Source organism: Streptomyces sp. NBC_00704 (assembly GCF_036226605.1).
Lineage (GTDB): Bacteria > Actinomycetota > Actinomycetes > Streptomycetales > Streptomycetaceae > Streptomyces.
Genome location: NZ_CP109000.1, coordinates 3,583,419 through 3,608,998, shown reverse-complemented (window position 1 = coordinate 3,608,998; position 25,580 = coordinate 3,583,419). Strand labels below are relative to the sequence as shown.

The window sequence follows — 25,580 nt, the reverse complement described above, 5'->3', positions numbered from 1 at the left end:
ACGGTCCATCAGATCGCGTTGCGGACAGCGCGCCGGACGGCCGGCGCGCCGCCGGGCGGAGGGGAAGCCATGAGCACCGAACTGCCGCGCATCGTCAGCGTCGACGACCATGTGATCGAGCCCGCGCACCTCTTCGCGACCTGGCTGCCGCGCAAGTACCGGGACCGGGGGCCGCAGCCCCTCACCGCCGGGATCGGCGAACTCGCCTACGTCGCCGGGAAGTACCGCATCACCATGGACCCGGACGGCCCGCCCACCGACTGGTGGGTCTACGAGGACCTGAAGTTCCCGTACAAGCGCAACATCGCCGCCGTCGGCTTCGACCGCGACGAGATGACCCTGGAGGGCATCACCCGCGAGGAGATGCGCCGCGGCTGCTGGGACCCGAAGGCCCGGCTGGCCGACATGGACCTCAACCACGTCGAGGCCTCGCTGTGCTTCCCGTCCTTCCCCCGCTTCTGCGGGCAGACCTTCGCCGAGGCGCACGACAAGGAGGTCGCCCTCGCCTGTGTGCGCGCCTACAACGACTGGATGGTCGAGGAGTGGTGCGGCGGCAGCGGCGGCCGGCTGATCCCACTGTGCCTGATCCCGCTGTGGGACGTCGGCCTGGCGGTCGCCGAGATCCGGCGCAACGCGGCCCGCGGGGTGCGCGCCGTGACCTTCTCCGAGATCCCCAGCCACCTCGGGCTGCCGTCGATCCACTCGGGCTACTGGGACCCGTTCTTCGCGGTGTGCGAGGAGACCGGCACGGTCGTCAACATGCACATCGGCTCGTCGTCGCAGATGCCCGCCGCCTCACCGGACGCGCCCCCGGCCGTCCAGGCGTCCCTGTCGTTCAACAACGCCATGGCGTCGATGATGGACTACCTCTTCAGCGGCGTCCTGGTCCGCTTCCCGCGCCTCAAGCTCGCCTACTCCGAGGGCCAGATGGGCTGGATCCCGTACGCCCTGGAGCGCGCCGACGACGTCTGGGAGGAGCACCGCGCGTGGGGCGGCGTCCGCGACCTCGTGCCCGAGCCGCCGTCGACGTACTACTACCGGCAGATCTTCTGCTGCTTCTTCCGCGACAAGCACGGCGTCGCCTCGCTGGACGCGGTCGGACGCGACAACGCGACCTTCGAGACCGACTACCCGCACGTGGACTCGACGTTCCCGCACACCAAGGAAGTCGCCCTCGACCACGTCAAGGGCCTCGACGACGAGACGGTCTACAAGCTGATGCGGGGCAACGCGATCCGCATGCTCGACCTGGACCTTGACAAGTAGCCGGCCCGGCGCCCGAAGGAGGGACGAGGACCATGGACCTCTCGGACAGCCCCGAGGACGCCGAGTTCCGGGCCCGGCTGCGCGAATGGCTCGCCAAGACCCTGCCCGCGCTCCCGCCGAAGCCCTCCCCGGACGACTGGCCCGGCCGCCGCGCCTACGACCTCGGCTGGCAGCGGACCCTGTACGACGCCGGATACGCCGACGTGCACTGGCAGGCCTCGCCCGGCGTCCGGCTGATCTTCCTGGAGGAGACGGAGCGGGCGGGCGCGCCCTACGTGGGGGCCGGATTCGTCGGCCTGCTGCACGCCGGGCCGACGATCGCCGCCGAGGGGACGGCCGAACAGCGGGCCCGCTGGCTGCCGCCCGTCCTGCGCGGCGAGGAGGTCTGGTGCCAGGGCTTCAGCGAGCCCGGCGCCGGCTCCGACCTCGCGGCCCTGCGCACGCGCGCGTGGCGCGACGGCGACCACTACGTCGTGAGCGGGTCCAAGATCTGGACCTCGCACGCGGAGGTCGCCGACTGGTGCGAACTCCTCGTCCGCACGGACCCGCGGGCGCCGAAGCACGAAGGCATCACCTGGCTGGCCATGCGCATGGACGCCCCGGGCGTCACCGTACGGCCGCTGCGCACCCTCGCCGGCTCCACCGAGTTCGCCGAGGTCTTCCTCGACGAGGTGCGGGTGCCGGTCGGCAACCGGGTGGGCGCGGAGAACGACGGCTGGCGGGTCACGATGGTGACGCTGTCCTTCGAGCGCGGCACCGCCTTCGTGGGCGAGGTCGTCGCCTGCCGGCGCGTGCTGGGCGAACTGGCCGCGCGGGCCCGCCGCGACGGACGCTGGGGCGACCCGGCCCTGCGCCGCCGGCTGGGCCGCCTCAACGCCGAGTTCCGGGCGCTGTGGCGGCTGACGCAGTGGAACGTGAGCGAGGCGCAGGCCGCCCGCGGTGGAGTGCCCGGCGTGGGCGGCTCGGTGTTCAAGCTGCGGTACTCGCAGGCCCGCCAGGACCTGTACGACGCCGCCGCCGAGGTCCTGGGCGACACGGCGCTGGACCTCGGCCACCCCTGGGTCCGCGACCGGCTGTCCTCGCTGTCGTACACCATCGCGGCCGGCACCTCGCAGATCCAGCGCGACATCGTGGCCGAACGGATCCTGGGACTGCCGAAGGGGAGGTGAGCGTCCGCCATGCGCTTTCGACCGACGGACGACCAGCGGGCGCTGCGTGAGGGCGTACGCGCCCTGCTGGGGCGCCGCTTCGACCGGGAGGCCCTGCGGGCCGCCGTGGACCGGCCGGGGCGCCTGGACCGGGCGCTGTGGCGCGAGCTGGGCGCCGCCGGGTTCTTCGCGCTGCGGCTGCCCGAGGCCGACGGCGGAGTGGGACTCGGGCTGCCGGAGGCGGCGTTGGTCTTCGAGGAGGCCGGCCGGGCCCTGCTGCCGGGCCCGCTGCTGGCCACGCACCTCGCGGCGGGAGAGGTGCCCGGCGCGGCCGAGGGGGAGACGGTCGTCGCCGCCGTCGACGGCGGCGGCCTGGTGGAATGGCTCGCCGGGGCGGACGTCGTGCGCGGCGACGCCGCCGGCGCCGTGCCGCTGGACAGCGTGGACCCGCTGACCCCGCTGCACACCGTCCCCGCGCGCGGGGCGGCCGATCCCGTCGCGATCCTCCTCACCGCCGCGGAGCAGCTCGGCACCGCCACACGCGCGTGCGAACTGGCCGTGCAACACGCCCGGGCGCGTGAGCAGTTCGGCCGGCCGGTCGGGGCCTTCCAGGCGATCAAGCATCTGTGCGCGGAGGCGCTGGTGCGGGTCGAGACGGCCCGCGCCGCCGTCTACGCGGCCGCCGTCACCGGCGACCCGGCCGACATCGCGGCGGCCCGGCTGCTCGCCGACGAGGCCGCCGTGCGCGGCGCGCGCGACTGCCTCCAGGTGCACGGCGGAATGGGCTTCACCTGGGAGGCGGACGTCCATCTGCTGCTGAAACGGGCCTGGGTGCGCACCCGCCGTGCGGGCGGCGGCACCGAGAGTGAGGAGCTGCTCGCCCGGGATCTGCTGGCCGCGACGGACCGTCAGGGGGCCTGCCTGCGGTGACGGTCGGCCCGGCGGGCGGACGTCCGCGCGGATGTCGCGGATCGTGGCAGAACGCCGTCACGGAGCGTCGAGACCGGGTTGTGTCCGATGCGTGACCCGTCACGGCCCGGAGTCGGCGGGCGGCTCCGGTACCTTCTGTGGGATGCGAGTGGTTCCGAGCATGAGCCATGCCGGCGGTGCCCCCGGGGCGGTGCCGGATCCGGCGGTGCGCGCTGCCGCTCGCAGGGCGGACGGGCCGTGGGCCCCCGCCTGTTCGACTCCCCGCAACGAGCGTCGCACAGTATGCCGCACGGGTACTCCTTCGCGATGGAATATGCCCGAAGCGCTTGTTGGGGTGACTGTATGTCAACCAAGCTGTCTCCTCAGGGATTCACGTTCCGTCACCCTGCCTCTGGCTGTTGTTCTGGCCATGCAGAAAATGGCTACGATCGTGGCCCCCGTCGTCATGGTGCCCACGCGACTCGCGTGGTTCGCCTGGCGCACGGCCATGTGTCCGCCGGTTCGGATGGTGTGAGCGGTGCAGGTGCTTCAAGTGCAGCTGGAGATCCGGCCCGACCCCGCTGAGGTGGGGCGCGCCCGCAGGTGGGCCCGTTCGCGCCTCGCCGGGTCCGGGATAGAGGACGAGGAGCCGCTCGCCGAGACGCTGATCCTGCTCGTCTCCGAGCTGGTCACCAACGCCGTGGTGCACACCGGCTGTCCGGCGGTGCTGCGGCTCTCCCTGCCCGCCGTCGCGGGCGAGCCCTCCGTCGTCCGCCTGGAGGTCGCGGACGCCAGCGACCGAGCCCCGGTGCCCCGGTGCGCCGGCGACGAGTCGACCGGCGGCCGCGGCCTGGCCCTCGTCGACGGGCTCGCGGACCGCTGGGGCTGGAGCGTCGAGGGCGCGGGCAAGCGCATCTGGTGCGAGCTGGACCGCTGCGGCGCGCCGGGCCGGAAGTCGGCGGACCGCAGCGGCGTCACCGAGTGCCCGGTCGTGGCCGAACGCGCCCTCGCGGTGCGCCCGAAGCCCGCGCCGGCCTACGGAGGCCTCGCCTACGAGGTGGTGTGACGGGCCGTCGGCGCACGCGCGCGGGCCGTGTGCCCGGTGCGGCGCACGGCCGGGAAACGCCCGGCGGGGCGCGGTGCGCGGATGCGGAAGGCGCTGCCGGTCCTCCCTCCGTCCGGGAACGGTGCGCCCGGCCGTGCTTCCGTGCGCGCCCACTGTGAATCGGACGTAAGTAACAAATCGCCGTCCGGGTGTTGACGTCCGGTGTCCGTTTGATCACGCTTGTGGGCAGCGATTCGCCGTGAGGGGACGGCGAGGGCTTCGGTGACGGAAGCCCTTGCCGAGCGTGGGTCGCGATTCGGCGTCGACGGCTTCCTCAGGGCCAAGGGGAGCCGGGGGGGAACGCCGGAGTCGGATGGCGGTGTGCGGTGCCGTGCTCGGGGCGGGCGGCCGCGCACCGCCGGCCGACGTCCTCGCGCGGTCCGCCCACCGCGCCCGCCCCTCTGGATCCCACCCCTGGATCCCACTCCTGGATCCCACCCCTGGAACCCGCCCCTGGAGCCCTCAGAGCACGGCCACCGGCGCCACCGGGGTTCCCGTCGCGCCGACGAACGGCTCGGGCATCGCCGACAGCAGGAAGGCGTAACGGCCGGTTTCTCCACAGGCTGTGGACAACTTTTCGAGATTCCAGTTCTGGCCCTGCATCATCCCCATCTCCACCAGGTGCAGCGCGTGCACGGGCAGCCACAGGTCCTCGATCTCCGGCGGGAAGATCTCGAACGTCAGCGTGTCGTTCGCGACGGCGGCCACGTCACGGGCGTGGAACCACTCCGGCGTGCGGACGGACAGCCCCGGCGACGGAAAGCCGTACCCGTGCCGGTCGCCGCTCAGACAGACCTGGATCTGCCCGGTGCGCACGAGCACCACGTCCCCGGCACGCACGCGCGTGCCCGCCAGGTCCTCCGCCGCGTCCAGGTCCTCCGGGGTGACCGCGTGACCGCCCGCCAGCCGGTCGACGCCCCGCGCGCGTGCCACGTCGAGCAGCACCCCGCGCGAGACGACGTGCGGCGCCTTGTCGATGCCGCCGAACGCGGCTCCCCCGTGCGCCGTGATCGTGGCGGCCGGGCGGCCGTTGTAGAGCCTGCCCGAGTGCGACACGTGGGACAGCGCGTCCCAGTGCGTGCCGGCCTGAAGGCCCATCGTCACGGCGTCGTCGCTGCACGCCACCGTGCCCGGCCCGAAGATCTCCTGGTTGATCTGCACCATGGCGTGCAGCGGGTTGACCCGGCCGGGGATCAGCCCGGTCTGCACGCCGTCCTCCCGCAGCGGCAGCGCCAGCGGAACGCGCCGGCCGGTGCGCACCTCGGCGGCCGCGGCGCGCACGACGTCGTCGGTGATCAGGTTCAGCGTGCCGATCTCGTCGTCGGCCCCCCAGCGCCCCCAGTTGTTGACGCGTTCGGCGATGTCGTGGAACTCGGCCGGCAGTGTCATTTCCGTGCCTCCCCGGGGCTTGTCCCCGACCCTCCGACAGGTCAGTCTGGTCCTCGCAGCCAGAATCTAACGGTCCGTCAGAAACTTTGGGAGGGGGTCGGGCATGGCGAACTTCCTGGCCGGCAGGACCGTCGCCGTCACGGGCGCGGGACGGGGCATCGGACGGGCGGTGGCGCTCGCGGCGGCGGCGCACGGCGCACGGGTCGTCGTCAACGACTACGGCGTCGGCGTGGACGGGGCCGCGCCCACCAGCGAGATCGCCGAGGCCGTCGTCAAGGAGATCGAGGCGGCGGGCGGGGAGGCGGTCGCCGTCGCCGACGACGTCTCCACGATGGCGGGCGGCCGGCGCGTCGTGGACACGGCACTGCGGACGTACGGACGGCTCGACGGAGTCGTGTGCGTGGCCGGGATCCTGCGCGAGCGCATGCTGTTCAACATGTCCGAGCAGGAGTGGGACCCGGTCGTCGCCACCCACCTCAAGGGCACGTTCACGGTGTTCCGGGCCGCGTCCGCGGTGATGCGCGAGCAGCGCTCCGGCACCCTCATCGGCTTCACCAGCGGCAACCACCAGGGCTCCGTGTCCCAGGCCAACTACAGCGCCGCCAAGGGCGGGATCATCTCGCTCGTGCGCAGCGCCGCGCTGGGCCTGCACAAGTACGGCGTGACGGCCAACGCGGTGGCCCCCGTGGCCCGGACGCGCATGTCGGCCGGCGTCCCCATGGAACTCGCCGAGATGGGCGAGCCCGAGGACGTGGCCGCCTTCGTGGTCTACCTGCTGTCGGACCGCGCGCGCGAGGCCGGGGTCACCGGGCAGGTCTACACCGTCGCGGGGCCCAGGATCGCCGTGTGGGCGCAGCCCAGGGAACTGCGCTCGGCCTACGCCGAAGGGGGCCCCTGGACGCCGGAGCGGATCGCCGACGTGCTGCCCCGCACCGTCGGAGTGGACCCCATGCCGATGCTCGCACGGCTGGAGGAGATGGCCCGGGCCGCCCGCGAGGGGAACCGCCCCAACGCCTGAGCCTGCTCGCCGTGGTCCTTCGGGCGCGGGTCCTCTGCGGCCGGTCGCGCGGTTCCCCGCGCCCCCCTTGAGCCGGGCAGCTTGCCCATGACGTGAGGCGGTGCCGTGGATTTCGGATCGAGTCCCCAGGACGAGGAGTTCCGGGCCGAGGCCAGGGCCTGGCTCGCCGAGCACGTCCCGCGGGCCGGCGACCGCCGCGCCTGGGAGGGCGTCCTCGGCGCGGCGGGCCGGATCGGGATGGGGTGGGGGGAGGACGGATACGGCAACCGGACCGCGACCCTCACCCAGCAGGTCGCCTGGGCCGAGGAGTACGCCCGCTCGGGCGCCCCGCCCCGCTCCGGGCACATCGGGGAGAACCTCCTGGCGCCCACCCTCCTCGCCCACGGCACGGCGGAGCAGAGGACGCGCTTCCTGCCGCCGATCGCCGCCGGCGCCGAACTGTGGTGCCAGGGATACAGCGAACCCGCCGCGGGATCCGACCTCGCCGGCGTGCGCACGCGCGCGGAACGCGCCCCCGACGGACGGTCCTACCGGATCACCGGGCAGAAGATCTGGACGTCCCTCGCCCACGAGGCCGACTGGTGCTTCGTGCTCGCGCGCACCGACCCCCGGTCCGCACGCCACCACGGGCTCACCTTCCTGCTGCTGCCCATGGACCAGCCCGGCCGGATCGAGGTGCGGCCCATCCGGCAGCTCACCGGCACCAGCGACTTCAACGAGGTGTTCTTCGACGGCGCCCACGCGCGGGCCGAGCACGTCGTCGGCGCGGAGGGCGACGGCTGGCGGGTCGCGATGAGCCTCCTCGGCTTCGAACGCGGGGTGTCCACGCTCGCCCAGCAGATCGGCTTCGCCGAGGAACTGGCGCGGGTGGTGCGCACGGCCGTGGCGTGCGGCGCGGCCGACGACCCCGTCGTCCGCGAACGGCTGGTGCGGCTGTGGGCGGAGTTGCGCACCATGCGGTGGAACGCGCTGCGCACGCTGGGCGGTTCGGGCGGGCCCGGCGCGCCGAGCGTGGCCAAACTGCTGTGGGCGGGCTGGCACCAGCGGCTGGGGGAGACGGCGGTGCTGGTGCGCGGGGCGGCGGCGAGCGCCGGCCCGGCGGACTGGTCGCCCGCCGCGCCCTACGAACTCGACGACGCCCAGCACCTGTTCCTGTTCTCGCGGGCCGACACGATCTACGGCGGCTCGGACCAGGTCCAGCGCACGATCATCGCCGAGCGCGTGCTCGGTCTGCCCAGGCAACCCAAGGGATGAGGCGGAGGGGAGCAGCGTGATGCGTGGCGTGGTGTTCGACGGGGAGCGGGCCGAGGTCGTCGACGATCTGGAGGTGCGCGCGCCGGGGCCGGGCGAGGTGCTCGTCGCGGTCGCGGCGGCCGGGCTGTGCCACAGCGACCTGTCGGTCGTCGACGGGACGATCCCCTTCCCGACGCCCGTCGTCCTCGGGCACGAGGGCGCGGGGGTGGTGGAGGCGGTCGGCGCGGGGGTCTCCCACGTCGTGCCGGGCGACCATGTCGCCCTGTCCACGCTCGCCAACTGCGGCGCCTGCGCGGAGTGCGACCGGGGCCGCCCGACGATGTGCCGGCAGGCCATCGGGCGGCCGGGGAAGCCGTTCACGCGCGCGGGACGGCCGCTGTTCCAGTTCGCGGCCAACTCCGCCTTCGCCGAGCGGACCGTCGTCAGGGCGGTGCAGGCGGTCCGCATCCCCGACGACGTCCCGCTCGCGTCCGCCGCGCTGATCGGCTGCGGGGTGCTGACCGGGGTCGGGGCGGTGCTCAACCGCGCGCGGGTGGGCCACGGGGAGAGCGTCGTCGTCATCGGCACGGGCGGCATCGGGCTCAACGTGCTCCAGGGCGCGCGGATCGCGGGCGCGTCCCGGATCGTCGCCGTCGACGCCAACCCGGCGAAGGAGGCGGCGGCGCGGCAGTTCGGGGCCACCCACTTCCTGACGTCGGCGGACGGCGTGCGGGACGTGCTGCCGACGGGCGCGGACCACGTCTTCGAGTGCGTGGGCCGCGTCGAGCTGATCCGCACGGCCGTCGACCTGCTCGACCGGCACGGCCAGGCGGTGCTGCTGGGGGTGCCGCCGGCGACCGCCGAGGCGTCCTTCCTCGTCTCCTCCCTGTTCCTGGACAAGTCGATCCTGGGCTGCCGCTACGGAGCCTCACGCCCCCAGCGGGACGTCGCCCTGTACACCCAGCTGTACCGCGAGGGCCGGCTGCTGCTCGACGAACTCGTCACGCGGACCTACCCGGTGGAGGACTTCGAGAAGGCCGCGACGGACGCGAAGGCGGGCCGGGTGGCCCGCGCGGTACTGACGTTCTGACACCACCGGATCCGTGGCTCCCGGAGAGACGGCGATTTCCAGGGCCCGTTGAAGAGGTCCACCGAGTTGTCCACAGGCTGCGGAAAACCTCTGGGACGATGTCGGCGCCGCCCCCTACGGTCGGGTCATGAGCTACCGCGACGTCGCCTCACGGCAGGTCCTGACCTGGGCCTGTACCGCCGTCGGCGCCCGCATGCCGGTCGCCATGGCCCCGCTGGCGCTGGTGTTCCTGGTGCGCGAGCGGCCGGGCGGGTACACCCTCGGAGCCGTCCTCGCGGCGGCCTACGTCGCCGGTGAGATCGTGGGCGCCCCCGTGCTCGGCCTGCGGCTGCGCCACGAGCGCGCCCGTGCGCACCTGGCCGGGGGCCTGGCCTGCGGCGCCGTCGGCTTCGCGGGGCTCGGCGCGCTCCCGGACGCGCATCCGGCGGTCCTGTGCGGGTTCGCCGTCGTGGCCGGCGCCGCCCCGGCCGCCGCCACCGGGGGTCTGCGCACCCTGCTCACCTCGCTGGTCCCCGAAGGGGCGACGGCACAGGCGCTGTCGGTGGAGTCGATGCTGACGGCCGGGGTGTGGGCCCTCTCCCCGGCCGCGGTCGCCGGGCTGGCCCTCGGCGTCGCGCCACGCGTCCCCCTGCTGACGGCGGCCGCGCTGATGGGGTCGTCGGTCGCGGGCCTGTGGCTGCTTCCGGCCGCCTGGGGCGGGGACGGCGTGGGCGGGGCGGGGCCCGCCGGCGGCCGGCTGCTGCGGCTGTTGGCCGGAGCCTGGCCGGTCTACGTCACGGGCGCGGCCAGTCTCGCCCTGCTCGGGCTCGCCGAACTCGTGCTGCCCGCGCTGCTCGAACAGCGCGGCGTCGGCGTCGGCTGGTCCGGGCCGCTGCTGACCGGGATGGCCGTGGGCGGCGGGGTCGGCGGGTTCGTCCACGGACTGCGCGCCTGGCCGGGCCGGCTGCGCACCCGCAGTGCGGTGCTGATGGCCGGGGTGGCCGGGTGCGTGACGGCGGCCGCGCTGTCCCCGGGCAGGGCCGGGATCTGCGTGGCGCTGGTCGTGGGCGGCACGCTCCAGTCGGCGGCCATGCTCACCCGCAACCTGGCCCTGCGCGAGGTCCTCCCGCCGCAGGCCCTGGCGGCGGGCTACTCGGTCATGTACGCGGCGGCGGGCGCGGGTTACGCGGCCACGGGCTCCCTAGCGGGCCTCCTGCTGGACGTGGTGGCGCCGTCCACGGCCGTGCTCGCTGGCGTGGGGCTGACCCTGGCGCTGACCGTCGTCGGCTGGGCGGGCGAGGTGCGCAGGGAGGCCCGGTCACCGCGGGACGGCCGCCCTGCCGTGGCCCTGGAGGGCGGTGTCCCCGGTCCGCGGGGAGGCGCCGCCGGTGCGGAAGGTGCGGCGGTACGCGGTGGGGGTGACCCCGAGGGCCGCCTGTAGGTGCTGGCGCATCGACTGGGCGGTGCCGAACCCGGCGTCGCGGGCGATCCGGTCCACGGACAGGTCGCTGGACTCCAGCAGCTGCCGGGCCCGTTCGACGCGCTGCCGGGTGAGCCACTGACCCGGACTGATCCCGGCCTCCTCGCGGAAGCGGCGGGTGAACGTCCGCACCGACATCGCCTCCTGCTCGGCCATGTCGCGCAGTTGGATCGGCTCGTGCAGGCGGTCCAGCGCCCAGGCGCGCGCGGCGGTCGTGGTCGCCTGCCGCGGGTCGGGCACCGGGCGCTCGATGTACTGCGCCTGGCCGCCGTCGCGGTGCGGGGGCACGACGGTGCGGCGGGCGACGTCGTTGGCGACGGCCGTGCCGTGGTCGCGGCGCACCATGTGCAGGCACAGGTCGATCCCCGCGGCCACGCCCGCCGAGGTGAGCACGTCGCCGTCGTCGATGAACAGCACGTCCGGGTCGACGTCGATGCGCGGGAAGAGCCGCTGGAGCCGGTCGGCGTCGGCCCAGTGCGTGGTGGCGGGCCGGCCGTCGAGGAGACCGGCCGCGGCGAGGACGTACACGCCGGTGCAGATGGAGGCGAGGCGCGTGCCGGGCCGGATCCGGGCGAGCGCCGCGGCGAGCTCGTCGGTCAGGACGCCCTGCTCGAAGACCGGGCCCAGCTCGTAGGAGGCCGGCACGATCACGGTGTCGGCGGTGGCCAGGGCCTCGGGGCCGTGCGCGACGTCGACGGCGAAGTCCGCGTCCGTCTCGACGGGACCCGGCGGCCGCACGGAGCACGTGACGACCTCGTACAGCGGCCGGCCCCGGGCGTCCCTCGGGCGGCCGAAGATGCGGTGCGGGATGCCCAGCTCGAAGGGCAGCAGACCGTCGAGCGCGAGGACGACGACCCGGTGCGGACGGAAGGAGACCTCATCGACAGCCATGGCCCGATCCTAGCGAATGCTGTCTTTCGGGCCACTCGTCGCGTGCGCGCGGGTGGCCGAAGCTCATTGTCGTGACTCAGACAACCGAAACGCCCGCGGCGGCAGGCCCGGTTTCGGCGGGGCTCCCGTACAAGGCGGTCCCACAAGGGAGCGCCCGGGTCCCTCACTCCGGTGTGGTCGAGTACCGTTCGATGCTCGCGCGGCCTGCCGATCGGTCGAGCAGGCGCAGCTCCCACGGGCCCGTGTTCACATCGAAATCCTTGCCGAACCCGACCCACTTGCCCGCCATGCGTCGGCCCGTCGGCTCGATGAGCAGCTGAATCGCACCGTGGTACCGGGCGCCCTGGTAGTACCCGTCAGCCGCCGTCTGCTCGGTCCACGTACCGGTGACGACGTTCCGGTCCACGGTGAGGTCCAGGGACAACGGGCTGTCAGGGTTGGTCGACGCCCCGGGCAGGCTCTGGGCTGTCAGCCGGTTGCCGTGCTGAACGATCACGATGTGGTGCTTGCAGTCGAACGTCTCGTCACGGCTGGACGAGTAGAACTCGTACCGGGACAGCCAGATGCCCGCGTACTCGCTCTGCGGCTCCGGCTCAGGGCTTGTGACAGCGTCGGCCGTGCCGACTTCCCCAGCCTCCATGTCGTGGCCTCCTGCCCCGTCCGAGTGGACGCGTGCCATCGGGATCGCGAACCCCAATGACTCGGGGGTGCGGCCGGTGAGCTGCTTCAGTGCCCGCGCGTACAGCGGGCGGCATGTCCTGGTCTCCCCGGACTCCCAGCGTTGCACGAGTCGCTTGGAGGCGTCGTTCGGCTCACCCAACTCCTCGCCTGCGTCACGTAAGCCCCGGGCGAACTCGTCTTGGCTGAGGTTCATCGACTTGCGTACGGAGGTCAGCACGTCGTTGGGGTTTCGCCCACGCTCTGCCGTAGTCGTCACGATCCGAGAGTAGCCACGCCACGCCTTCAATGACACCGGTTTGACGCCTTCGGGGGGACGCCGACAAGACGCCCGAGGGACGCCTTGAACGTCGCCGCAATGGGCATGGCCTGTCCGGAACATGGACGTCATGTCCATCCGCATCAGCGCTTACACGGTGAGAGCCGACGGCACTCAGACCAAGCCGCGAACCCTGTACGAGGGTGAGGGCGGGGAACCCCTCGCTACCGGCCTGATGCCGCCGTGCCTGTGCCCCAAGTGCAGGGGTGGGCGACATGACCGGAGCAACACGGACCCCCAATTGCGTGGAGGCAAGCCAGCATGAGCACGGCAGTAGTGATCCGCGACCCGAAGGCATACGTCACGCCGGACGTCTGGGAGCGGCAGGTGGCCCTCCTCCTCCGCAACCCGGAGAACACGCGCGAACTGGCCGAGACCAAGTTCGGACAGGCCATCGCCTACCTGGTCACGTGCGGTGAGAACCCGGACCTTCTCATGGGTCCGCCCAAGCAGGTGGACGAGGCGTGGCACTCGTTCATGCTCGACTCGATCCCGTACCACCACTTCACCAACCGGCACTTCGGCCGGTACATCCACCACGTACCGGAGCTTCCGGGGGCGGGGGTCGGGGGTCTGTGCGTGACCGACGGCAAGGTAACGCGGGACGGGCGTGATCCCAAGAGCGGCGGCCCGCTCGTCCTGGAGGAGACGATCAAGGCCATCAAGGCGGCCGGGTTCGAGATCGACCCCGGCCTGTGGGGCATGGAGAGCGCGGCCGACTGCAACCAGTGCCACGCCGGGTGTCACGACTCGCCCAGGTAGTGCTGAGCAGCAAGTGAGTTGGGGCCCCGCCCCCGTACGTTGAGGGCGGGCCCCTCTGCCGGAAAGGATCACCGCATGTCATTGGCCGAGTCCTGGGACAGGTACGCCGTGGGAAGCGAGCCGCGCAGGTCCGTGAACGCCAGGGGGCGGACGACCTGGCTGAACTGGACCCAGTACGCCGATCACGGGCCGGACGAAGGCGTGCTGGGTCCGCTGGCCGGACGCAGGGTTCTGGAACTCGGCTCGGGGAGCGGTGGCAACCTTGCACACCTCGTGACGCTCGGGGCGACAGGCCGGGGGGTCGACGTCGCTCCCGCCCGCGAGGCGGTCGCGACGGAGCGCTGGGGCCGTCTGCCGGGCCTGGCGTTCCGTACGGCCGAGGCGACGGCGTACCTGACCGAGACGGACGAGACGTTCGACGTGATCCTCTCGATCTTCGGTGCCGTGTGGTTCGTCGAGCCGGACACCCTGCTCCCGCTGATCCGCTCCCGCATGGCGCCGGGCGGCATCCTGGCCTTCTCGCACCTGCCCCCGGGCGGTCAGCGGCCCGGCTTCGGCACAGCCGGACTGCGACACGACCACACCCCGGACGAGTGGACTCGCATGCTGACGGGCCACGGCTTCCGTGATGTGAGGGTGTCCCTCATCGATCCGCCGGCGGGCCGAGCCGTGGGCACGATGCTCCTCCGTGCCTCGGCGGCCTGACCGCGCCCTGAACGTCTGCCTCGCGTGCCGCCCCGAGGTGGGGCGCTCGTCGGCACCCATGGCCCGATCCTAGTGAATGCTGTCTTTCGGGCCACTCGTCGCGTGCGCGCGGGTGGCCGAAGCTCGTTGTCGTGACTCAGACAACCGAAACGCCCGCGGCGGCAGGGCGACCCCAGCAGGACGGACCGTCCCGCCCCCGTGTCCACCGGGCCTGGTTCGTCGCCGCCGTCACCTTCGTCACGATCATCGGAGCGGCCGCCTTCCGCTCGCTCCCCGGCCTGCTCATCGACCCCCTGCACGCGGAGTTCGGCTGGTCGCGCGGCACGATCGGGGCGGCCGTCTCGGTCAACCTGGCGCTGTACGGGCTGACCGCGCCCTTCGCGGCGGCGCTGATGGACCGCTTCGGCATCCGCCGCGTCGTCGCCGCGGCGCTGACCGTGATCTCCGTCGGCTCGCTGCTGACGGTGTGGATGACGGCCGCCTGGCAGCTGATGCTGTACTGGGGCCTGCTCGTGGGGCTCGGCTCGGGCTCGATGGCGCTCGCGTTCGCCGCGACGGTCACCAACCGGTGGTTCACCGAGCGGCGGGGCCTGGTCAGCGGGATCCTCACCGCGGCCTCCGCCTCCGGCCAGCTGATCTTCCTGCCGCTGCTGTCGTGGACGGTCACGCGCTACGACTGGCGACCGGCCGCGGTGACCGTCGCGCTGGCCGCGCTCGCCGTCGTCCCCTTCGTCTGGCTGCTGCTGCGGGACCATCCGGCCGACGTCGGCCAGAAGCCCTACGGCGCGCGGGAGTTCGTCCCCAAGCCCGCGCCGGTGCCGGGCGCCGCCCGCCGCACGCTGCGGGTGCTGGCCTCCGCGGTGCGCACGGGCCCCTTCTGGCTGCTGGCCGGCACCTTCGCCATCTGCGGCGCCTCGACGAACGGCCTCGTGCAGACCCACTTCGTACCGGCCGCCCACGACCACGGGATGCCGGTCACGGCGGCGGCCTCGCTGCTCGCCGTCGTCGGGGTGTTCGACGTGGTCGGCACCATCGCCTCCGGCTGGTTCACCGACCGTTTCGAGGCGCGCCGGCTCCTCGCGGTGTACTACGCGCTGCGCGGCGTCTCGCTGCTGTTCCTGCCCATGCTGCTGGCCCCTTCGGTCCACCCTCCGATGATCTTCTTCATCGTCTTCTACGGCCTGGACTGGGTGGCGACCGTGCCGCCCACCCTCGCGCTGTGCCGCGAGCACTACGGCGAGGACAGCGCGATCGTCTTCGGCTGGGTCCTGGCCTCGCACCAGGTGGGCGCGGCCCTGGTGGCCTTCCTGGGCGGCGTGGCCCGTGACGCGTTCGGCTCGTACGACGTGGTCTGGTACGGCTCCGGGGCGCTGTGCGCCGCCGCCGCGCTGATGGCGCTGGTCATCCGGCGCAGGCCCGCCACCACCCACGGCCTCCCGGCACCGGCCACTGCCTGACGACGCCGGGGGAGGGGGGAAGGGGAAAGGGGAGGCGGCGGGTGCGCAACCCGCCGGTGGTTACTCCACGTGCTGGGCGGCCACGTTCCGTAATGTGAGGGTGCTCCGACCCGCTCTGCCGTTCACTGCCCGTGGAGGCCCCTCATGCCAGCTCTGTCCCGTCGTGGCGTACTGAAAAGCCTGCCGCTCGCCGCCGGGGCGGTCGTGTCCGCGGGGGCGGCGGGTCCGCCCGCGGCCGCGCGGGAGGCGGCCGACCCGCCCTTCCCCGAGCCGGAGACGCGCAGCTCGTCGCCCGACACGGGACGGCTGCGGACCGAGCTGAACGTCCGGTTCACCGACCTGGACATCCCCGGCGTCGGGCGGGTGTCCACGCGCACCTACGAGGGCGCCGTGCCGGGGCCGACGCTGCGCGTGCACCCCGGGGACTCCCTGGAGATCACCCAGGTCAACGCGCTGCCGGCGAACGCCGGCGGGGCGCACGAGGAGATGAACGTCCCCCATCACTTCAACAGCTTCAACCTGCACACGCACGGCCTGCACGTGGACCCGACGGGCGAGGCGGACAACGTCTTCCGCGTCTTCGAGCCCGCCGCCGTCCGGGGCGCCGCCACCGCGCACGTCAGCCGCGTCGACGTGCCCGCCGACCATCCGGCGGGCACCTACTGGTACCACCCCCACCACCACGGATCCACCGCCACCCAGGTGCTGAGCGGCATGGCCGGCGTGCTCGTCGTCGAGGGGGACGTCGACGAGGTCCCCGAGATCGCCGCCGCCCGTGAGGTCGTCGTCTGCATCAGCGAACTCAAGGTGTCCGGCGGGCGGGTGCCGGAGCTGACCTCGAACGGCGTCTACGACGGCATCGCCTCGACGTTCCTGGTCAACGGCGTGAAAAACCCCGTGCTGACCATCGCGCCGGGAGAGATCCAGCGCTGGCGGGTCGTCAACGCCGGCGCGCTGACGGCGCACTTCCTCAGCCTCGCCGGACAGGAGATGCACCAGATCGCCTGCGACGGCGTCACCTTCATGGAACCCGTCGCGACCACCGGACTGACGCTGCCGATGGGCGGCCGGGCCGACATCCTCGTCCGGGGCGGCAAGCCCGGCACCTACCAGCTGACCGGCGGCGGCCCCTCCCAGCACCTGCTCACCCTCGTCGTCACCGGCGCCGCCCGCTCGATGCCGCTCCCGGCCCGTCTGCCCGGCCGGCCCCCCGAGCTGCCGGAGCCCACCCGCACCCGGACGCTGACCTTCCGCAGCTACGAGAACGTCTTCTCCGGCGCCTTCCCGAACGCCTACCGCATCCTGGGCGACGGCGAGACCCCGCCCGCCGTCTCACCGGGCGGCCGCACGGACACCGCCTGGGGCCGCTACTCGTCCGACCACGTCAACCAGCGGGTGCGGCTCGGCGAGGTGGAGGAGTGGACGGTCGTCAACGACTCGCACGCCCACAGCCACCACCCCTTCCACCTGCACACCAACCACTTCCTGCTGACCGCCGTGGACAACCGCCGGCTCGCCACGCCGGTCTGGCACGACACCGTCACCGTCCCGCCGAAGGGCTCGGTCACCTTCCGGCTGCGCGCCGAGGACTTCACCGGCCGCTCGATGCTGCACTGTCATCAGCTCCAGCACGGCGACGAAGGCATGATGCAGATCGTCGAGTACGTGAAGTGAGCGGCGGCCGACGGCGCGGACACCGGCCTCACCCGTAGGTCACGTCACCCGTACGTCACTTCACGCGCAGGTCACGTCGCCCGCAGGTCACTTCACGCGCAGGCCGCGTTGCCCGCAGGCCGCGTTGCCCGCAGGCCGCGTCACCCGCAGGTCGCTCACCCGTGGGTCACAGGAACCGGCCCCTGTGGAACAGCAGGGGCGGTTCGTCCGCGTCCTCGCCCGTGCCGAGGGCGTTCACGCGGCCCACGACGACCAGATGGTCGCCGCCGGTGTGGACGGCGTGGATCGCGCAGTCGATCCAGGCGAGCGCGCCGGCGAGCCGCGGGGCGCCCGAGACCGGGGCCGGGTCGTGGTCGACGCCGGCGAACTTGTCCGCGCCGCTCACCGCGAAGGCCCGGCACAGCGCCGCCTGGCGCGCGCTGAGGACGTTGACGCAGAAGACGCCCGCCCGGGCGATGCGCGGCCAGGTCGTGGACGTGCGGCCGACCATGAAGGCGACCAGGGGCGGATCGAGGGAGAGCGAGGAGAACGACTGGCAGGCGAAGCCGGCGGGGCCCTCGGGCGTCGGCGCCGTCACGACGGTCACCCCGGAGGCGAAGCTCCCGAGCACCCTGCGGAACTCGCCGGGATCGACGGGCGCCCGCTCGTCGTCGCGCACGCAGCGCAGCGCGGGGCGCGGCAGCGGTTCGACCGGCCCCGCCCGGAGGTATCGGACGGCGGCGGCCGCCATTCCCGCATGTCCCATCATGTCCTCATTGAAACTGACGGCATGTCAGATGGGAAGGGGTGCGGACCCGTGGACCGGGCGGTCCGCGGGTCACCGGCCGTGGAAGTCCGTCGCCCGGCGCTCCACGAAGCTCGCCACGCCCTCCTGGGCGTCCCTCGTCGTCATGTTGATCTCCTGGGCGGCGGCCTCGGCGGCGAAGGCCGTGGCGCGGTCCGACTCCAGGGAGGCGTTGACGAGCTGCTTGGTGAGCGCCAGGGCACGGGTGGGACCGGCGGCCAGGCGGGCCGCCCAGTCGTGGGCCGTCCTGTCCAGGTCGGCGTCCGGGACGACCCGGTTGACCAGCCCCAGGCGTTCGGCGTCCGGCGCGGTGAGCGCGTCGCCGAAGAACATCAGCTCCTTGGCGCGCTGCGGGCCGACCAGGCGGGGCAGCAGATAGGCGCCGCCGCCGTCGGGGACCAGGCCGCGGCGGACGAACACCTCGATGAAGCGGGCCGATTCGGCCGCCAGCACCAGGTCGCAGGCGAGCGCGAGGTGGGCGCCCAGGCCGGCGGCCGTGCCGTTCACCGCGGCGATCACCGGTTTCTCGCAGTCGAGGACGGCGGCGACGAGGCGCTGCGCGCCGAGGCGCAGGGTGCGGGCGACGTCCCCGGCGATCCGCTCGCCGCGCGCGCCGCCGCCGCGCAGATCGGCCCCCGCGCAGAAGCCGCGGCCGGCGCCGGTCAGGATCACCGCCCGCACATCCGGATCCGCCGATGCCTCGCCGAGAAGCACGATCAGCCGGTCGCGCCCGTCGGGGGTGAGGGCGTTGAGGGCCTCGGGCCGGTCGAGCGTCAGACGGGTGACATGGCGGTCGGTCCGCCGCCGCACCGACGCCTCGGACCCGGTCATGCTCCCTCCCCCCGCTCATGCCGGGTGGCCCACGCGGGCCGAGCCGCACGCGACGGTCGTGTGGCCCCTAGGGGTTGAGCGGTGCTTGCCGGTCGCGCGGCCCGCGCGGACCGCACCGCACTCGCCGGCTGTGCGGTCCGCACGGTGTGCGCGGTGCTCGTCGGCTGTGCGGCCCGTACGCGGTGAGTCGCATCCGCCGGCTGTGCGGTCCGCTCGGTGTGCGCGGTGCTCGCCGGTCGCGCGGCCGGCACGGGATGCGCGCTGCTCGTCGGCCGTGCGGCCCGTACGCGGTGAGTCGCATCCGCCGGCTGTGCGGTCCGCTCGGTGTGCGCGGTGCTCGCCGGTCGCGCGGCCGGCACGGGATGCGCGCTGCTCGTCGGCCGCGCGGCCCGTACGCGGTGGGTCGCACCCGCCGGACGTGCGGCCCGCACGGTGTGCGCCGTGCTCGCCGGCCGGGCTGCCCGTACCCGTCGAGCGGCCCTCATCTGCACACCGCCAGCGCGTCCAGGGCCACCGCGCCCTGGCCGCGGGGCAGGACCACCAGGGGGTTGACGTCGAGTTCGGCCAGGTCGGCGTCGAGTTCCAGGGCCATGCGCTGCACCCGCAGGACGACCTCGACGAGGGCGTCGACGTCGGCCGGCGGGCGGCCGCGGACGCCGTCCAGCAGTGCCCTGCCGCGCAGTTCGGCCAGCATGGCGCGGGCCTGGTCCTCGCCGAAGGGCGGGACGCGCACGGCCGCGTCCCGCAGGACCTCCACCAGGACCCCGCCGAGCCCGACCGTGACCGTCGGCCCGAACAGGTCGTCGTGGGTCACGCCCACGACCATCTCCACTCCCCGTTCGACCATCTGGCACACCAGGACGCCGTCCAGCTCGACGCCCTCGTAGCGGGCGATGTCGGTCAGCTCGCGGTAGGCGTCGCGGACCTGGCTGGCCGAGGTCAGGCCGATCTTGACCAGGCCCAGTTCGGTCTTGTGGGCGATCTGCGCGCCGGACGCCTTCATCACCACCGGGTAGCCGACCAGCCCCGCCGCCCGCACGGCCGCCGCCGCGCTGGTCACCAGCTGCTCGCGCGGGACGCGGATGCCGTACGCCCGCAGCAGTTGCTTGGCCGCGTGCTCGCTGAGCTGCTGGCCCGGCCGCATCAGCAGCTGCGCCTTGCGGTAGGACGGGGAGGGCGTGCGCGGGGCCTGGTCGAAGGGGGAGCGGTAGCCGGTGACGAAGCGGTGGTGGTCGAGGTGGGCGCGGACGGCCGCGATGCAGTTGGACAGGGTGCGGAAGGTGGCCACCCGGGAGGAGCCCAGCAGGACCTCGCGGTAGGCGGGTTCCGTGCCCACCGGGGAGCCCCAGACCACGCACACCAGTTTGTCGGTCCGCTCCGCCGCGTCCACCAGGTCCTGGACCAGCCGGTCGCTGAGGGGAGGGAAGGGCCCGGTGACGGGACAGATCAGGACGCCCACCGCCGGGTCGTCGAGAATCGCGTCGATGATCTTCCGGCCGCGCTCGTCGCCCACCGGATGCCCGCCGTTGTCGACCGGGTTGGCCACGTTCAGGTACGCGGGGATCCACTGGTGCAGTTCGGCCTGTTTCGCGCTCGACAGGGCGGGCAGCTCCAGGCCCGCCGCGGTGGCCAGGTCGGCCGCGTGGGCGCCGGTGCCGCCCGAGATGGAGTAGATCGCGACGCCGGTGGCCCGCGGCGGCCGGGCCCGCGCCAGCAGGGTCGCCGTGTCCTGGAGTTCGTCGAGGCCGTCGACGCGGATCACGCCGTACTGCCGCATCGCCGCGTCGACCACCTCGTCCGCGCCGGTCAGCTTGCCGGTGTGGGAGGCGGCGGTGCGGGCGCCGGCCTCGGTGCGGCCCACCTTGACGGCGACGACCGGCACCCCGCGCCGGGCGGCCCGGTCGGCGGCCAGCAGGAAGGACCGGCCGTCCTTGAGGCCCTCGACGTAGCAGGCGATCGCGCCGACCTCCGGGCGCTCGGCGAAGTAGGAGAGGAAGTCGGCGGTCTCCAGGTCGGCCTCGTTGCCGGTCGGCGCCCAGTGCGAGACGCGCACGCCGAGTTCCTGGAGCGCGAACACCGGGCGGCCCTGGTGGCCGGACTGGGTGATCAGCGCGATCGCCGGTCCGCTCAGGTCGTCGCGGAACCGCTCGAAGGCGTTGAGGTTGGTGTTGGGGCCGAGCAGACGCATGCCGGAACGTTCCACCGCCGCCGCCAGCCGCTCCTGGGCGGCCGCGCCCTGCGCGCCGGTCTCCGCGAAGCCGGAGGCGAAGACGACCGCGAACCTCACCTTCGTCTCCGCCAGCCGCTCGATCACCGGCAGCGGGTCGGAGACCAGCAGCACGGCCAGGTCGACCTGCTCGGGCAGGTCGGCGACGGACGCGACGCAGGGCAGGCCGAACACGCTCGTGCGGGTGGGGTGCACGGGATGCAGCCGCGCCCCCACCCGGTCGGCCCAGCCCACCAGTTGCCGGGTGACACCGGTGTTCGGGCGTCCTTCGGCGTCCGAGGCGCCGACGACCGCGACGGACCCGGGGCGGAAGAGCCGGTCCAGATCGGGGACGTCCGCGTACAACGGGCGGCCGCTGACGTCGAGGTCGTCCGCCTGGGCGGGCCGGCCGTGGACGGCGGGCCCGGGTTCCTCGCCGCACGCGATGACCCGGGCCCGGCGGGAGTCGGTGGTGAGGGTGCCGTGGGTTGATCCAAGCATGGGTCCGCCCGCTCCTGTGTGACTGCCGTGAGTGACTGTCAAGTAACTGACGCTCTGTCAGGTTACATAGCTGACGGTCCGTCAGGAATGGTCGTGCACGCAGAAAGGAGCGGACCCGTGCCCCTCGCCTACAGCGCGGCCAGCACCTCCGCCGCCACCCGCTCGCCCGAGCGCACCGCCCCGTCCATGAAGCCCATCCAGTGGACGGAGGTCTCGGTCCCGGCCCAGTGGATCCCGCCGACGGGCTCGCGCAGGGCCCGGCCGTACCGGGTCAGGACGCCGGGCGCGGCGATGGAGACGGGGCCGCCGCGGGTGTAGGCCTCGTTGTTCCAGCGTTGCAGGACGAACGACGTGGGGGAGGCCGCTTTCGGGCCGAAGTACGTCACGTAGTCCTTCAGCACGGCCGCCCGGACCTCCGCCTCGCTCGCCGCGTCGTACGCCCGCGCCTCGTCGGCCTCGATGAAGCCCATGAGCGCGCCGTAGGAGGCGTCCGGCGGGGAGTTGTCGAAGGTGGAGCTGACCACGCCGGTGTCGCTGACCACCTGGCCGTTGAGGCCGTCGGCCCGCCAGAACGGGGTGTCGTAGATCGCGATCGCCTTGCCGACGGAGGCCATCGGCAGGCGCTGGGTGAGCTGGTCGCGGGCGGCGGGCAGCAGCGGGTCGTACGTGATGCGCGCGGCGAGCGGCGGGGGCACGGCGACGACGACCTTCCGGGCGGTGACGGTCACGCCGTCGGCCGTCACGGCGTACTTCTCCCCGGAGCGGGCGATCGTGCGCACCGGGGCGTTCAGCACCACCCGGTCGCCGAGCGTGGCGGCGAGCCTGACCGGCACCTGCTGGGATCCGCCGACGAAGCGCCGCTCCTGGGCGCCGCCCGCGGTCTCGGTGAGGCGTTCCAGCGTGCCGGGGGTCGAGTCGTTCCCGGCCGCGGCGATGTAGAACAGCACGAAGAGCAGGGAGAGTTCGCGCGGCTCGGCCGAGAAGATCGAGGTGCAGGCCACGTCCAGGAGGAACTTGGCGGACGGGACGACGGCGTTGGCGCGCAGCCAGGTCTCGAAGGTCTGCCGGTCCCATTCCTCGGCCTTGGGGGCGGTCCACGGCGCGTCGACGGGGACCGTCTTGGCCATGTCGTCCAGCGCGGCCTGCACGATCGCCGCGTTGGCGAGGCCGGCGGCGTCGACCGGCGGGACCGAGCCGAGGAGGCCGTCGGTGGCGTACGGGGTCTTTCTGCCGTCCTTGTAGAGCAGGTTCCTGCCGGTGTTGTAGGTGGGGAAGGTGTCGACGCCCAGGGAGTCGGCGAGCGCCTTGACGCGGTCCTGGGTGGGGCCGATGAACTCGCCGCCGCCCTCGGTGACCCCGCCGTTCGCCAGGGGGAGGTTGACGACCCGGCCGCCCACCCGGCCGCGGGCCTCCAGGACGGCGACCGTGCGGCCGGCGGCCACCAGGTCGCGGGCCGCGGTGAGACCGGCCAGGCCGGCGCCGACGATCGCGACGTCCACCTCCCGGGCGGCCGCGGCGGCCGGACCCGCGGCGGTCGCGCCGAGGGCGGTGGCCCCGGCGGCCACCGCGGCCGTGCGGCCGAGCAGGGAGCGGCGGGACATCCTGGGGGCGGTCTGTCGTTCACTTGCCACGTGCGTCCTCCGACGGGCTTGGGGAGCGAGAGGTGGGTGGAGCCGAAAAGGTGAACAGCGCTCACATTCTGGCTCCGCGCACGGGCGCACGACAACGTTCCCGCCACATCTGACGCAGATGTAACAGGCAGCGGAATCAAAGAAGTTACCGACAGTTACAGCGGGGGCCGCCGGTGCTCACCGCAGGGCGCGGCGGACCGCCTTCGCGATCTTCCCGGCGTCGATCGACAGCTCGCGCAGGGTGCCGCTGATGGGGGTGGTGAAGCCGGTGAAGTACAGGCCGGGGGCGTCCTTCGCGGTGCGGGCGCCGTGCGCGACCGGTCTGCCCCGGTCGTCGAGCACGCCGAGGTGGCCGACCAGCTCCTCCAGGGCGCGGACGTAGCCGGTGGCCGCGATCACCGCGTCCGGGGAGATCCGCGTCCCGTCGGCGAGCACGACCTTGCCGCCGTCCTCGAACCCCTCCACGGCGGCCGTGATCTCCACCCGGCCCGTGCGCACGGCGTCGATCAGGCCGACGTCCTGCACCGGGATCGCACCCTGCCTGGCCCGGGTGTAGAGACCGGTGTCGGGGCGCGGCAGCCCGTGCGCGGACAGGTCGGGAACGCTCGCCCTGGCCATCACCCGGCAGATCAGGTCGACGAGGGCGACGGGCAGGCGGCGCACCAGGATGCCGCTGTACTGGGCGGCCCAGCCGGCGGTGGAACGGCGCACGAGGTGCGGGACGGTGCGCACCGCGAGCCGCACCCGCTCCGCCCCGTGCTCCACCAGGTCGACGGCGATCTCCGCGCCGGTGTTGCCGACGCCCACGACGAGGACGTCCCGGCCCGCGTAGGGCTTGCCGTCGCGGTAGGCGCCGGCGTGGGTCAGCTCGCCGGTGAACCCCTCGCGGCCGGGCCAGTCCGGCAGGTACGGGGTGTGGTTGTAGCCGGTGGCGACGACGACCGCCGAGCCGGTCAGCTCACGGCCGCCCGTGGCGCGCAGCAGCCACCCGGCGCCGTCGGCGGTGCGCTCGACGCGGGAGACCTCGACGCCGGTGACGATCTCCAGCTCGTGCACCTCGGCGTACTTCTCCAGGTAGCGCACCACGTCGTCGCGGGCCGCCCACCGTCCGAACCGGCGCGGCATCTTCAGCCCCGGCAGGGCGGACAGCCCCCGCGTCGTGTGCAGATGCAGCCGGTCGTAGTGCCGCCGCCAGGACGCCCCGACCGCGTCGGCCTTCTCCACGACGACCGCGCGTACGCCCTGGGCGCGCAGCGCGTACGCGGTGGCGAGGCCGCCGGGACCGCCGCCGATCACGTAGACGGGACGGTCGGCCGGGTTCGCGGCGGTGATCGCCTGGTGGGCCGGGCGCGGTGCGGAGTCTTCCATGAGCGCGAGCGTAATCACGCGTGTCGTTGATGGGTCTCGGTCAAGACGGGAATTGGTTGCGGATCGATCACGTGTGGGGGACGGGCGGACGGACCGGTGACGTAGACCACTTCGTCGCGGGGGAGGGCCGGGCGAGGGCCCGACGCAGACCACTTGGTCGGGGCGAGGACCGGGGGAGGACCGGGCGAGGGCAGGGCGAGGGCTGGGGGAGGCGCGAGGCCCGCCCCGTGGCCGGCGGGGTTCCCGGAACCGGGCATCTGACGTACCGTCAGATTCATGGATGCGATCTGGCTCGACGGGGCCGAGTGGCTGGCGGTGCTGCGGATCGGACTCGGACTGTGGTGGCTGGAGAGCTGGCGCCACAAGGACAAGAAGGCCTGGTTCGCCGAGGGGTCGGGCATCGCCTGGGCCGCGGACGTGGCGGCGAAACACCGCTGGGCCGCCGTCCGCTCCGGCTTCGCCGTGGTGGTGCGGCCGCGCCCGCGCGTCATGTCCTACGTGGTGGTGTACGCGGAACTGGCCCTCGGGCTCGGGCTGGTCGCCGGCTTCCTCACCCCGGTCGCGCTGGTCTGCGGCCTGCTCCTCAACCTCCTCTACCTCGTCCTCATGATCCACGACTGGGCCGAGCAGGGGCAGAACTCGATGATGGCGCTGATCTCGGCCGTGGCGCTGGGCGCGATGGCCTGGCAGACGTGGTCCGTGGACGACGCGCTCGGGTGGTTCCGATGACCCCCGGCCCCCGGCACGACGTCCCCGAGGCCGACGCCTTCACCCGCACCTACTGGGAAGCCGCCGCCGCGGGCCGCCTGCTGATCCGGCGCTGCGGGGCCTGCGCGCGCGCCCACCACTACCCCCGCGAGTTCTGCCCGCACTGCTGGAGCGAGGACGTGGCCTGGGAGGACGCGAGCGGCCTGGCCACCCTCTACACCTGGTCCGTCGTCCACCGCAACGACCTGCCGCCCTTCGGGGAGCGCACGCCCTATGTCGCGGCCATGGTCGACCTGGCCGAGGGGCCGCGGATGTCGACCGAGCTGGTCGGGGACGCGGAGCCGCGCATGGACATGGCGCTGACGGTCGCCTTCCGGGACGGCGTCCCCGTCTTCCGGGCGGCGGCCCCCGACCCGCCGCCCGCCGACCGGACAGGTGTTCAATGACC

At 73.6% G+C, this 25,580-nt stretch carries 21 protein-coding genes; 13 read left to right on the top strand and 8 right to left on the bottom strand.

Annotated elements, in window-relative coordinates:
- Positions 1 to 69 precede the first annotated feature (69 nt).
- The 4 genes from OG802_RS15655 (at position 70) to OG802_RS15640 (ending at position 4,389) form a co-directional block, all read left to right on the top strand.
- Entirely contained in the window at positions 70 to 1,266 is a 1,197-nt protein-coding gene (locus OG802_RS15655) for an amidohydrolase family protein (RefSeq protein WP_329411110.1), read from the top strand.
- Positions 1,267 to 1,298: 32 nt separating this feature from the next.
- Entirely contained in the window at positions 1,299 to 2,435 is a 1,137-nt protein-coding gene (locus OG802_RS15650) for an acyl-CoA dehydrogenase family protein (protein ID WP_329411109.1), read from the top strand.
- A 9-nt stretch (positions 2,436 to 2,444) separates the two neighbouring features.
- Complete coding sequence (locus OG802_RS15645; RefSeq protein ID WP_329411108.1) at positions 2,445 to 3,344, top strand: acyl-CoA dehydrogenase family protein; 900 nt, start codon at positions 2,445 to 2,447, stop codon at positions 3,342 to 3,344.
- A gap of 532 nt (positions 3,345 to 3,876) precedes the next feature.
- On the top strand, positions 3,877 to 4,389 hold the full coding sequence (locus tag OG802_RS15640) for an ATP-binding protein (RefSeq protein WP_329417089.1): 513 nt from the start codon (positions 3,877 to 3,879) through the stop codon (positions 4,387 to 4,389).
- 501 nt (positions 4,390 to 4,890) lie between these two features.
- Here OG802_RS15640 and OG802_RS15635 read toward each other — a convergent pair.
- The gene (locus tag OG802_RS15635; RefSeq protein ID WP_329411107.1) at positions 4,891 to 5,817 is read right to left on the bottom strand and encodes a cyclase family protein; all 927 of its coding nucleotides are present in this window, start codon (positions 5,815 to 5,817) and stop codon (positions 4,891 to 4,893) included.
- A gap of 103 nt (positions 5,818 to 5,920) precedes the next feature.
- Here OG802_RS15635 and OG802_RS15630 point away from each other — a divergent pair, with 103 nt between their 5' ends.
- The 3 genes from OG802_RS15630 to OG802_RS15620 all read left to right on the top strand — a co-directional run bounded on the left by OG802_RS15630 (position 5,921) and on the right by OG802_RS15620 (position 9,158).
- On the top strand, positions 5,921 to 6,835 hold the full coding sequence (locus OG802_RS15630) for an SDR family oxidoreductase (protein ID WP_329411105.1): 915 nt from the start codon (positions 5,921 to 5,923) through the stop codon (positions 6,833 to 6,835).
- 105 nt (positions 6,836 to 6,940) lie between these two features.
- Positions 6,941 to 8,089: an acyl-CoA dehydrogenase family protein gene (locus OG802_RS15625; RefSeq protein WP_329411104.1), complete on the top strand. Its 1,149-nt coding sequence runs from the start codon at positions 6,941 to 6,943 to the stop codon at positions 8,087 to 8,089.
- 19 nt (positions 8,090 to 8,108) lie between these two features.
- Complete coding sequence (locus OG802_RS15620) at positions 8,109 to 9,158, top strand: Zn-dependent alcohol dehydrogenase (protein ID WP_329411102.1); 1,050 nt, start codon at positions 8,109 to 8,111, stop codon at positions 9,156 to 9,158.
- A gap of 1,297 nt (positions 9,159 to 10,455) precedes the next feature.
- On the opposite strand, the gene OG802_RS15610 is transcribed toward OG802_RS15620, so the two are convergent.
- A complete protein-coding gene (locus tag OG802_RS15610) occupies positions 10,456 to 11,508 on the bottom strand; it encodes a GlxA family transcriptional regulator (protein ID WP_329411101.1) in 1,053 nt (350 codons plus the stop codon).
- Positions 11,509 to 11,671: 163 nt separating this feature from the next.
- On the bottom strand, positions 11,672 to 12,445 hold the full coding sequence (locus tag OG802_RS15605) for a helix-turn-helix domain-containing protein (protein ID WP_329411100.1): 774 nt from the start codon (positions 12,443 to 12,445) through the stop codon (positions 11,672 to 11,674).
- A gap of 321 nt (positions 12,446 to 12,766) precedes the next feature.
- On the opposite strand from OG802_RS15605, the gene OG802_RS15600 reads away from it, so the two are divergent.
- The 4 genes from OG802_RS15600 to OG802_RS15585 all read left to right on the top strand — a co-directional run bounded on the left by OG802_RS15600 (position 12,767) and on the right by OG802_RS15585 (position 17,103).
- Positions 12,767 to 13,267, top strand: a complete 501-nt coding sequence (locus OG802_RS15600; RefSeq protein WP_329411098.1) for a glycine-rich domain-containing protein — start codon at positions 12,767 to 12,769, stop codon at positions 13,265 to 13,267.
- A 75-nt stretch (positions 13,268 to 13,342) separates the two neighbouring features.
- Positions 13,343 to 13,972, top strand: a complete 630-nt coding sequence (locus OG802_RS15595; RefSeq protein WP_329411097.1) for a class I SAM-dependent methyltransferase — start codon at positions 13,343 to 13,345, stop codon at positions 13,970 to 13,972.
- A 131-nt stretch (positions 13,973 to 14,103) separates the two neighbouring features.
- Entirely contained in the window at positions 14,104 to 15,429 is a 1,326-nt protein-coding gene (locus tag OG802_RS15590; protein ID WP_329411095.1) for an MFS transporter, read from the top strand.
- 144 nt (positions 15,430 to 15,573) lie between these two features.
- Positions 15,574 to 17,103 carry a multicopper oxidase family protein gene (locus tag OG802_RS15585; protein ID WP_329411093.1) on the top strand — a complete coding sequence of 510 codons (1,530 nt, stop codon included), beginning with the start codon at positions 15,574 to 15,576 and terminating at the stop codon, positions 17,101 to 17,103.
- A gap of 166 nt (positions 17,104 to 17,269) precedes the next feature.
- Here the strand turns inward: OG802_RS15585 and OG802_RS15580 are convergent, their stop codons facing one another.
- From OG802_RS15580 to OG802_RS15560, 5 genes are all read right to left on the bottom strand, one after another.
- On the bottom strand, positions 17,270 to 17,848 hold the full coding sequence (locus OG802_RS15580; protein ID WP_329417086.1) for a flavin reductase family protein: 579 nt from the start codon (positions 17,846 to 17,848) through the stop codon (positions 17,270 to 17,272).
- Between the two features lie 72 nt (positions 17,849 to 17,920).
- Positions 17,921 to 18,718: an enoyl-CoA hydratase/isomerase family protein gene (locus OG802_RS15575; protein WP_329411092.1), complete on the bottom strand. Its 798-nt coding sequence runs from the start codon at positions 18,716 to 18,718 to the stop codon at positions 17,921 to 17,923.
- A gap of 481 nt (positions 18,719 to 19,199) precedes the next feature.
- On the bottom strand, positions 19,200 to 21,425 hold the full coding sequence (locus OG802_RS15570) for an acetate--CoA ligase family protein (RefSeq protein ID WP_329411090.1): 2,226 nt from the start codon (positions 21,423 to 21,425) through the stop codon (positions 19,200 to 19,202).
- A gap of 128 nt (positions 21,426 to 21,553) precedes the next feature.
- Positions 21,554 to 23,056: a flavin monoamine oxidase family protein gene (locus OG802_RS15565; RefSeq protein WP_443055251.1), complete on the bottom strand. Its 1,503-nt coding sequence runs from the start codon at positions 23,054 to 23,056 to the stop codon at positions 21,554 to 21,556.
- Between the two features lie 177 nt (positions 23,057 to 23,233).
- Positions 23,234 to 24,424 (bottom strand): flavin-containing monooxygenase, encoded by a 1,191-nt coding sequence (locus OG802_RS15560; protein WP_329411089.1) that lies wholly within the window; start codon positions 24,422 to 24,424, stop codon positions 23,234 to 23,236.
- A gap of 276 nt (positions 24,425 to 24,700) precedes the next feature.
- Here OG802_RS15560 and OG802_RS15555 point away from each other — a divergent pair, with 276 nt between their 5' ends.
- Positions 24,701 to 25,153, top strand: a complete 453-nt coding sequence (locus OG802_RS15555) for a DoxX family protein (protein WP_329411088.1) — start codon at positions 24,701 to 24,703, stop codon at positions 25,151 to 25,153.
- A complete protein-coding gene (locus tag OG802_RS15550; RefSeq protein ID WP_329411087.1) occupies positions 25,150 to 25,578 on the top strand; it encodes a Zn-ribbon domain-containing OB-fold protein in 429 nt (142 codons plus the stop codon). The genes OG802_RS15555 and OG802_RS15550 overlap by 4 nt, the downstream gene beginning before the upstream one ends.
- Positions 25,579 to 25,580: the final 2 nt, after the last annotated feature.

What these genes read in the sequence shown, in the direction of transcription:
- OG802_RS15635 (WP_329411107.1), bottom strand. Translation starts at nt 5,817, where the DNA reads ATGACACTGCCGGCCGAGTTCCACGACATCGCCGAACGCGTCAACAAC.
- OG802_RS15650 (WP_329411109.1), top strand. Translation starts at nt 1,299, where the DNA reads ATGGACCTCTCGGACAGCCCCGAGGACGCCGAGTTCCGGGCCCGGCTG.
- OG802_RS15550 (WP_329411087.1), top strand. Translation starts at nt 25,150, where the DNA reads ATGACCCCCGGCCCCCGGCACGACGTCCCCGAGGCCGACGCCTTCACC.
- OG802_RS15655 (WP_329411110.1), top strand. Translation starts at nt 70, where the DNA reads ATGAGCACCGAACTGCCGCGCATCGTCAGCGTCGACGACCATGTGATC.
- OG802_RS15645 (WP_329411108.1), top strand. Translation starts at nt 2,445, where the DNA reads ATGCGCTTTCGACCGACGGACGACCAGCGGGCGCTGCGTGAGGGCGTA.
- OG802_RS15570 (WP_329411090.1), bottom strand. Translation starts at nt 21,425, where the DNA reads ATGCTTGGATCAACCCACGGCACCCTCACCACCGACTCCCGCCGGGCC.
- OG802_RS15600 (WP_329411098.1), top strand. Translation starts at nt 12,767, where the DNA reads ATGAGCACGGCAGTAGTGATCCGCGACCCGAAGGCATACGTCACGCCG.
- OG802_RS15575 (WP_329411092.1), bottom strand. Translation starts at nt 18,718, where the DNA reads ATGACCGGGTCCGAGGCGTCGGTGCGGCGGCGGACCGACCGCCATGTC.
- OG802_RS15620 (WP_329411102.1), top strand. Translation starts at nt 8,109, where the DNA reads ATGCGTGGCGTGGTGTTCGACGGGGAGCGGGCCGAGGTCGTCGACGAT.
- OG802_RS15610 (WP_329411101.1), bottom strand. Translation starts at nt 11,508, where the DNA reads ATGGCTGTCGATGAGGTCTCCTTCCGTCCGCACCGGGTCGTCGTCCTC.
- OG802_RS15585 (WP_329411093.1), top strand. Translation starts at nt 15,574, where the DNA reads ATGCCAGCTCTGTCCCGTCGTGGCGTACTGAAAAGCCTGCCGCTCGCC.
- OG802_RS15595 (WP_329411097.1), top strand. Translation starts at nt 13,343, where the DNA reads ATGTCATTGGCCGAGTCCTGGGACAGGTACGCCGTGGGAAGCGAGCCG.
- OG802_RS15580 (WP_329417086.1), bottom strand. Translation starts at nt 17,848, where the DNA reads ATGGGACATGCGGGAATGGCGGCCGCCGCCGTCCGATACCTCCGGGCG.
- OG802_RS15555 (WP_329411088.1), top strand. Translation starts at nt 24,701, where the DNA reads ATGGATGCGATCTGGCTCGACGGGGCCGAGTGGCTGGCGGTGCTGCGG.
- OG802_RS15630 (WP_329411105.1), top strand. Translation starts at nt 5,921, where the DNA reads ATGGCGAACTTCCTGGCCGGCAGGACCGTCGCCGTCACGGGCGCGGGA.
- OG802_RS15560 (WP_329411089.1), bottom strand. Translation starts at nt 24,424, where the DNA reads ATGGAAGACTCCGCACCGCGCCCGGCCCACCAGGCGATCACCGCCGCG.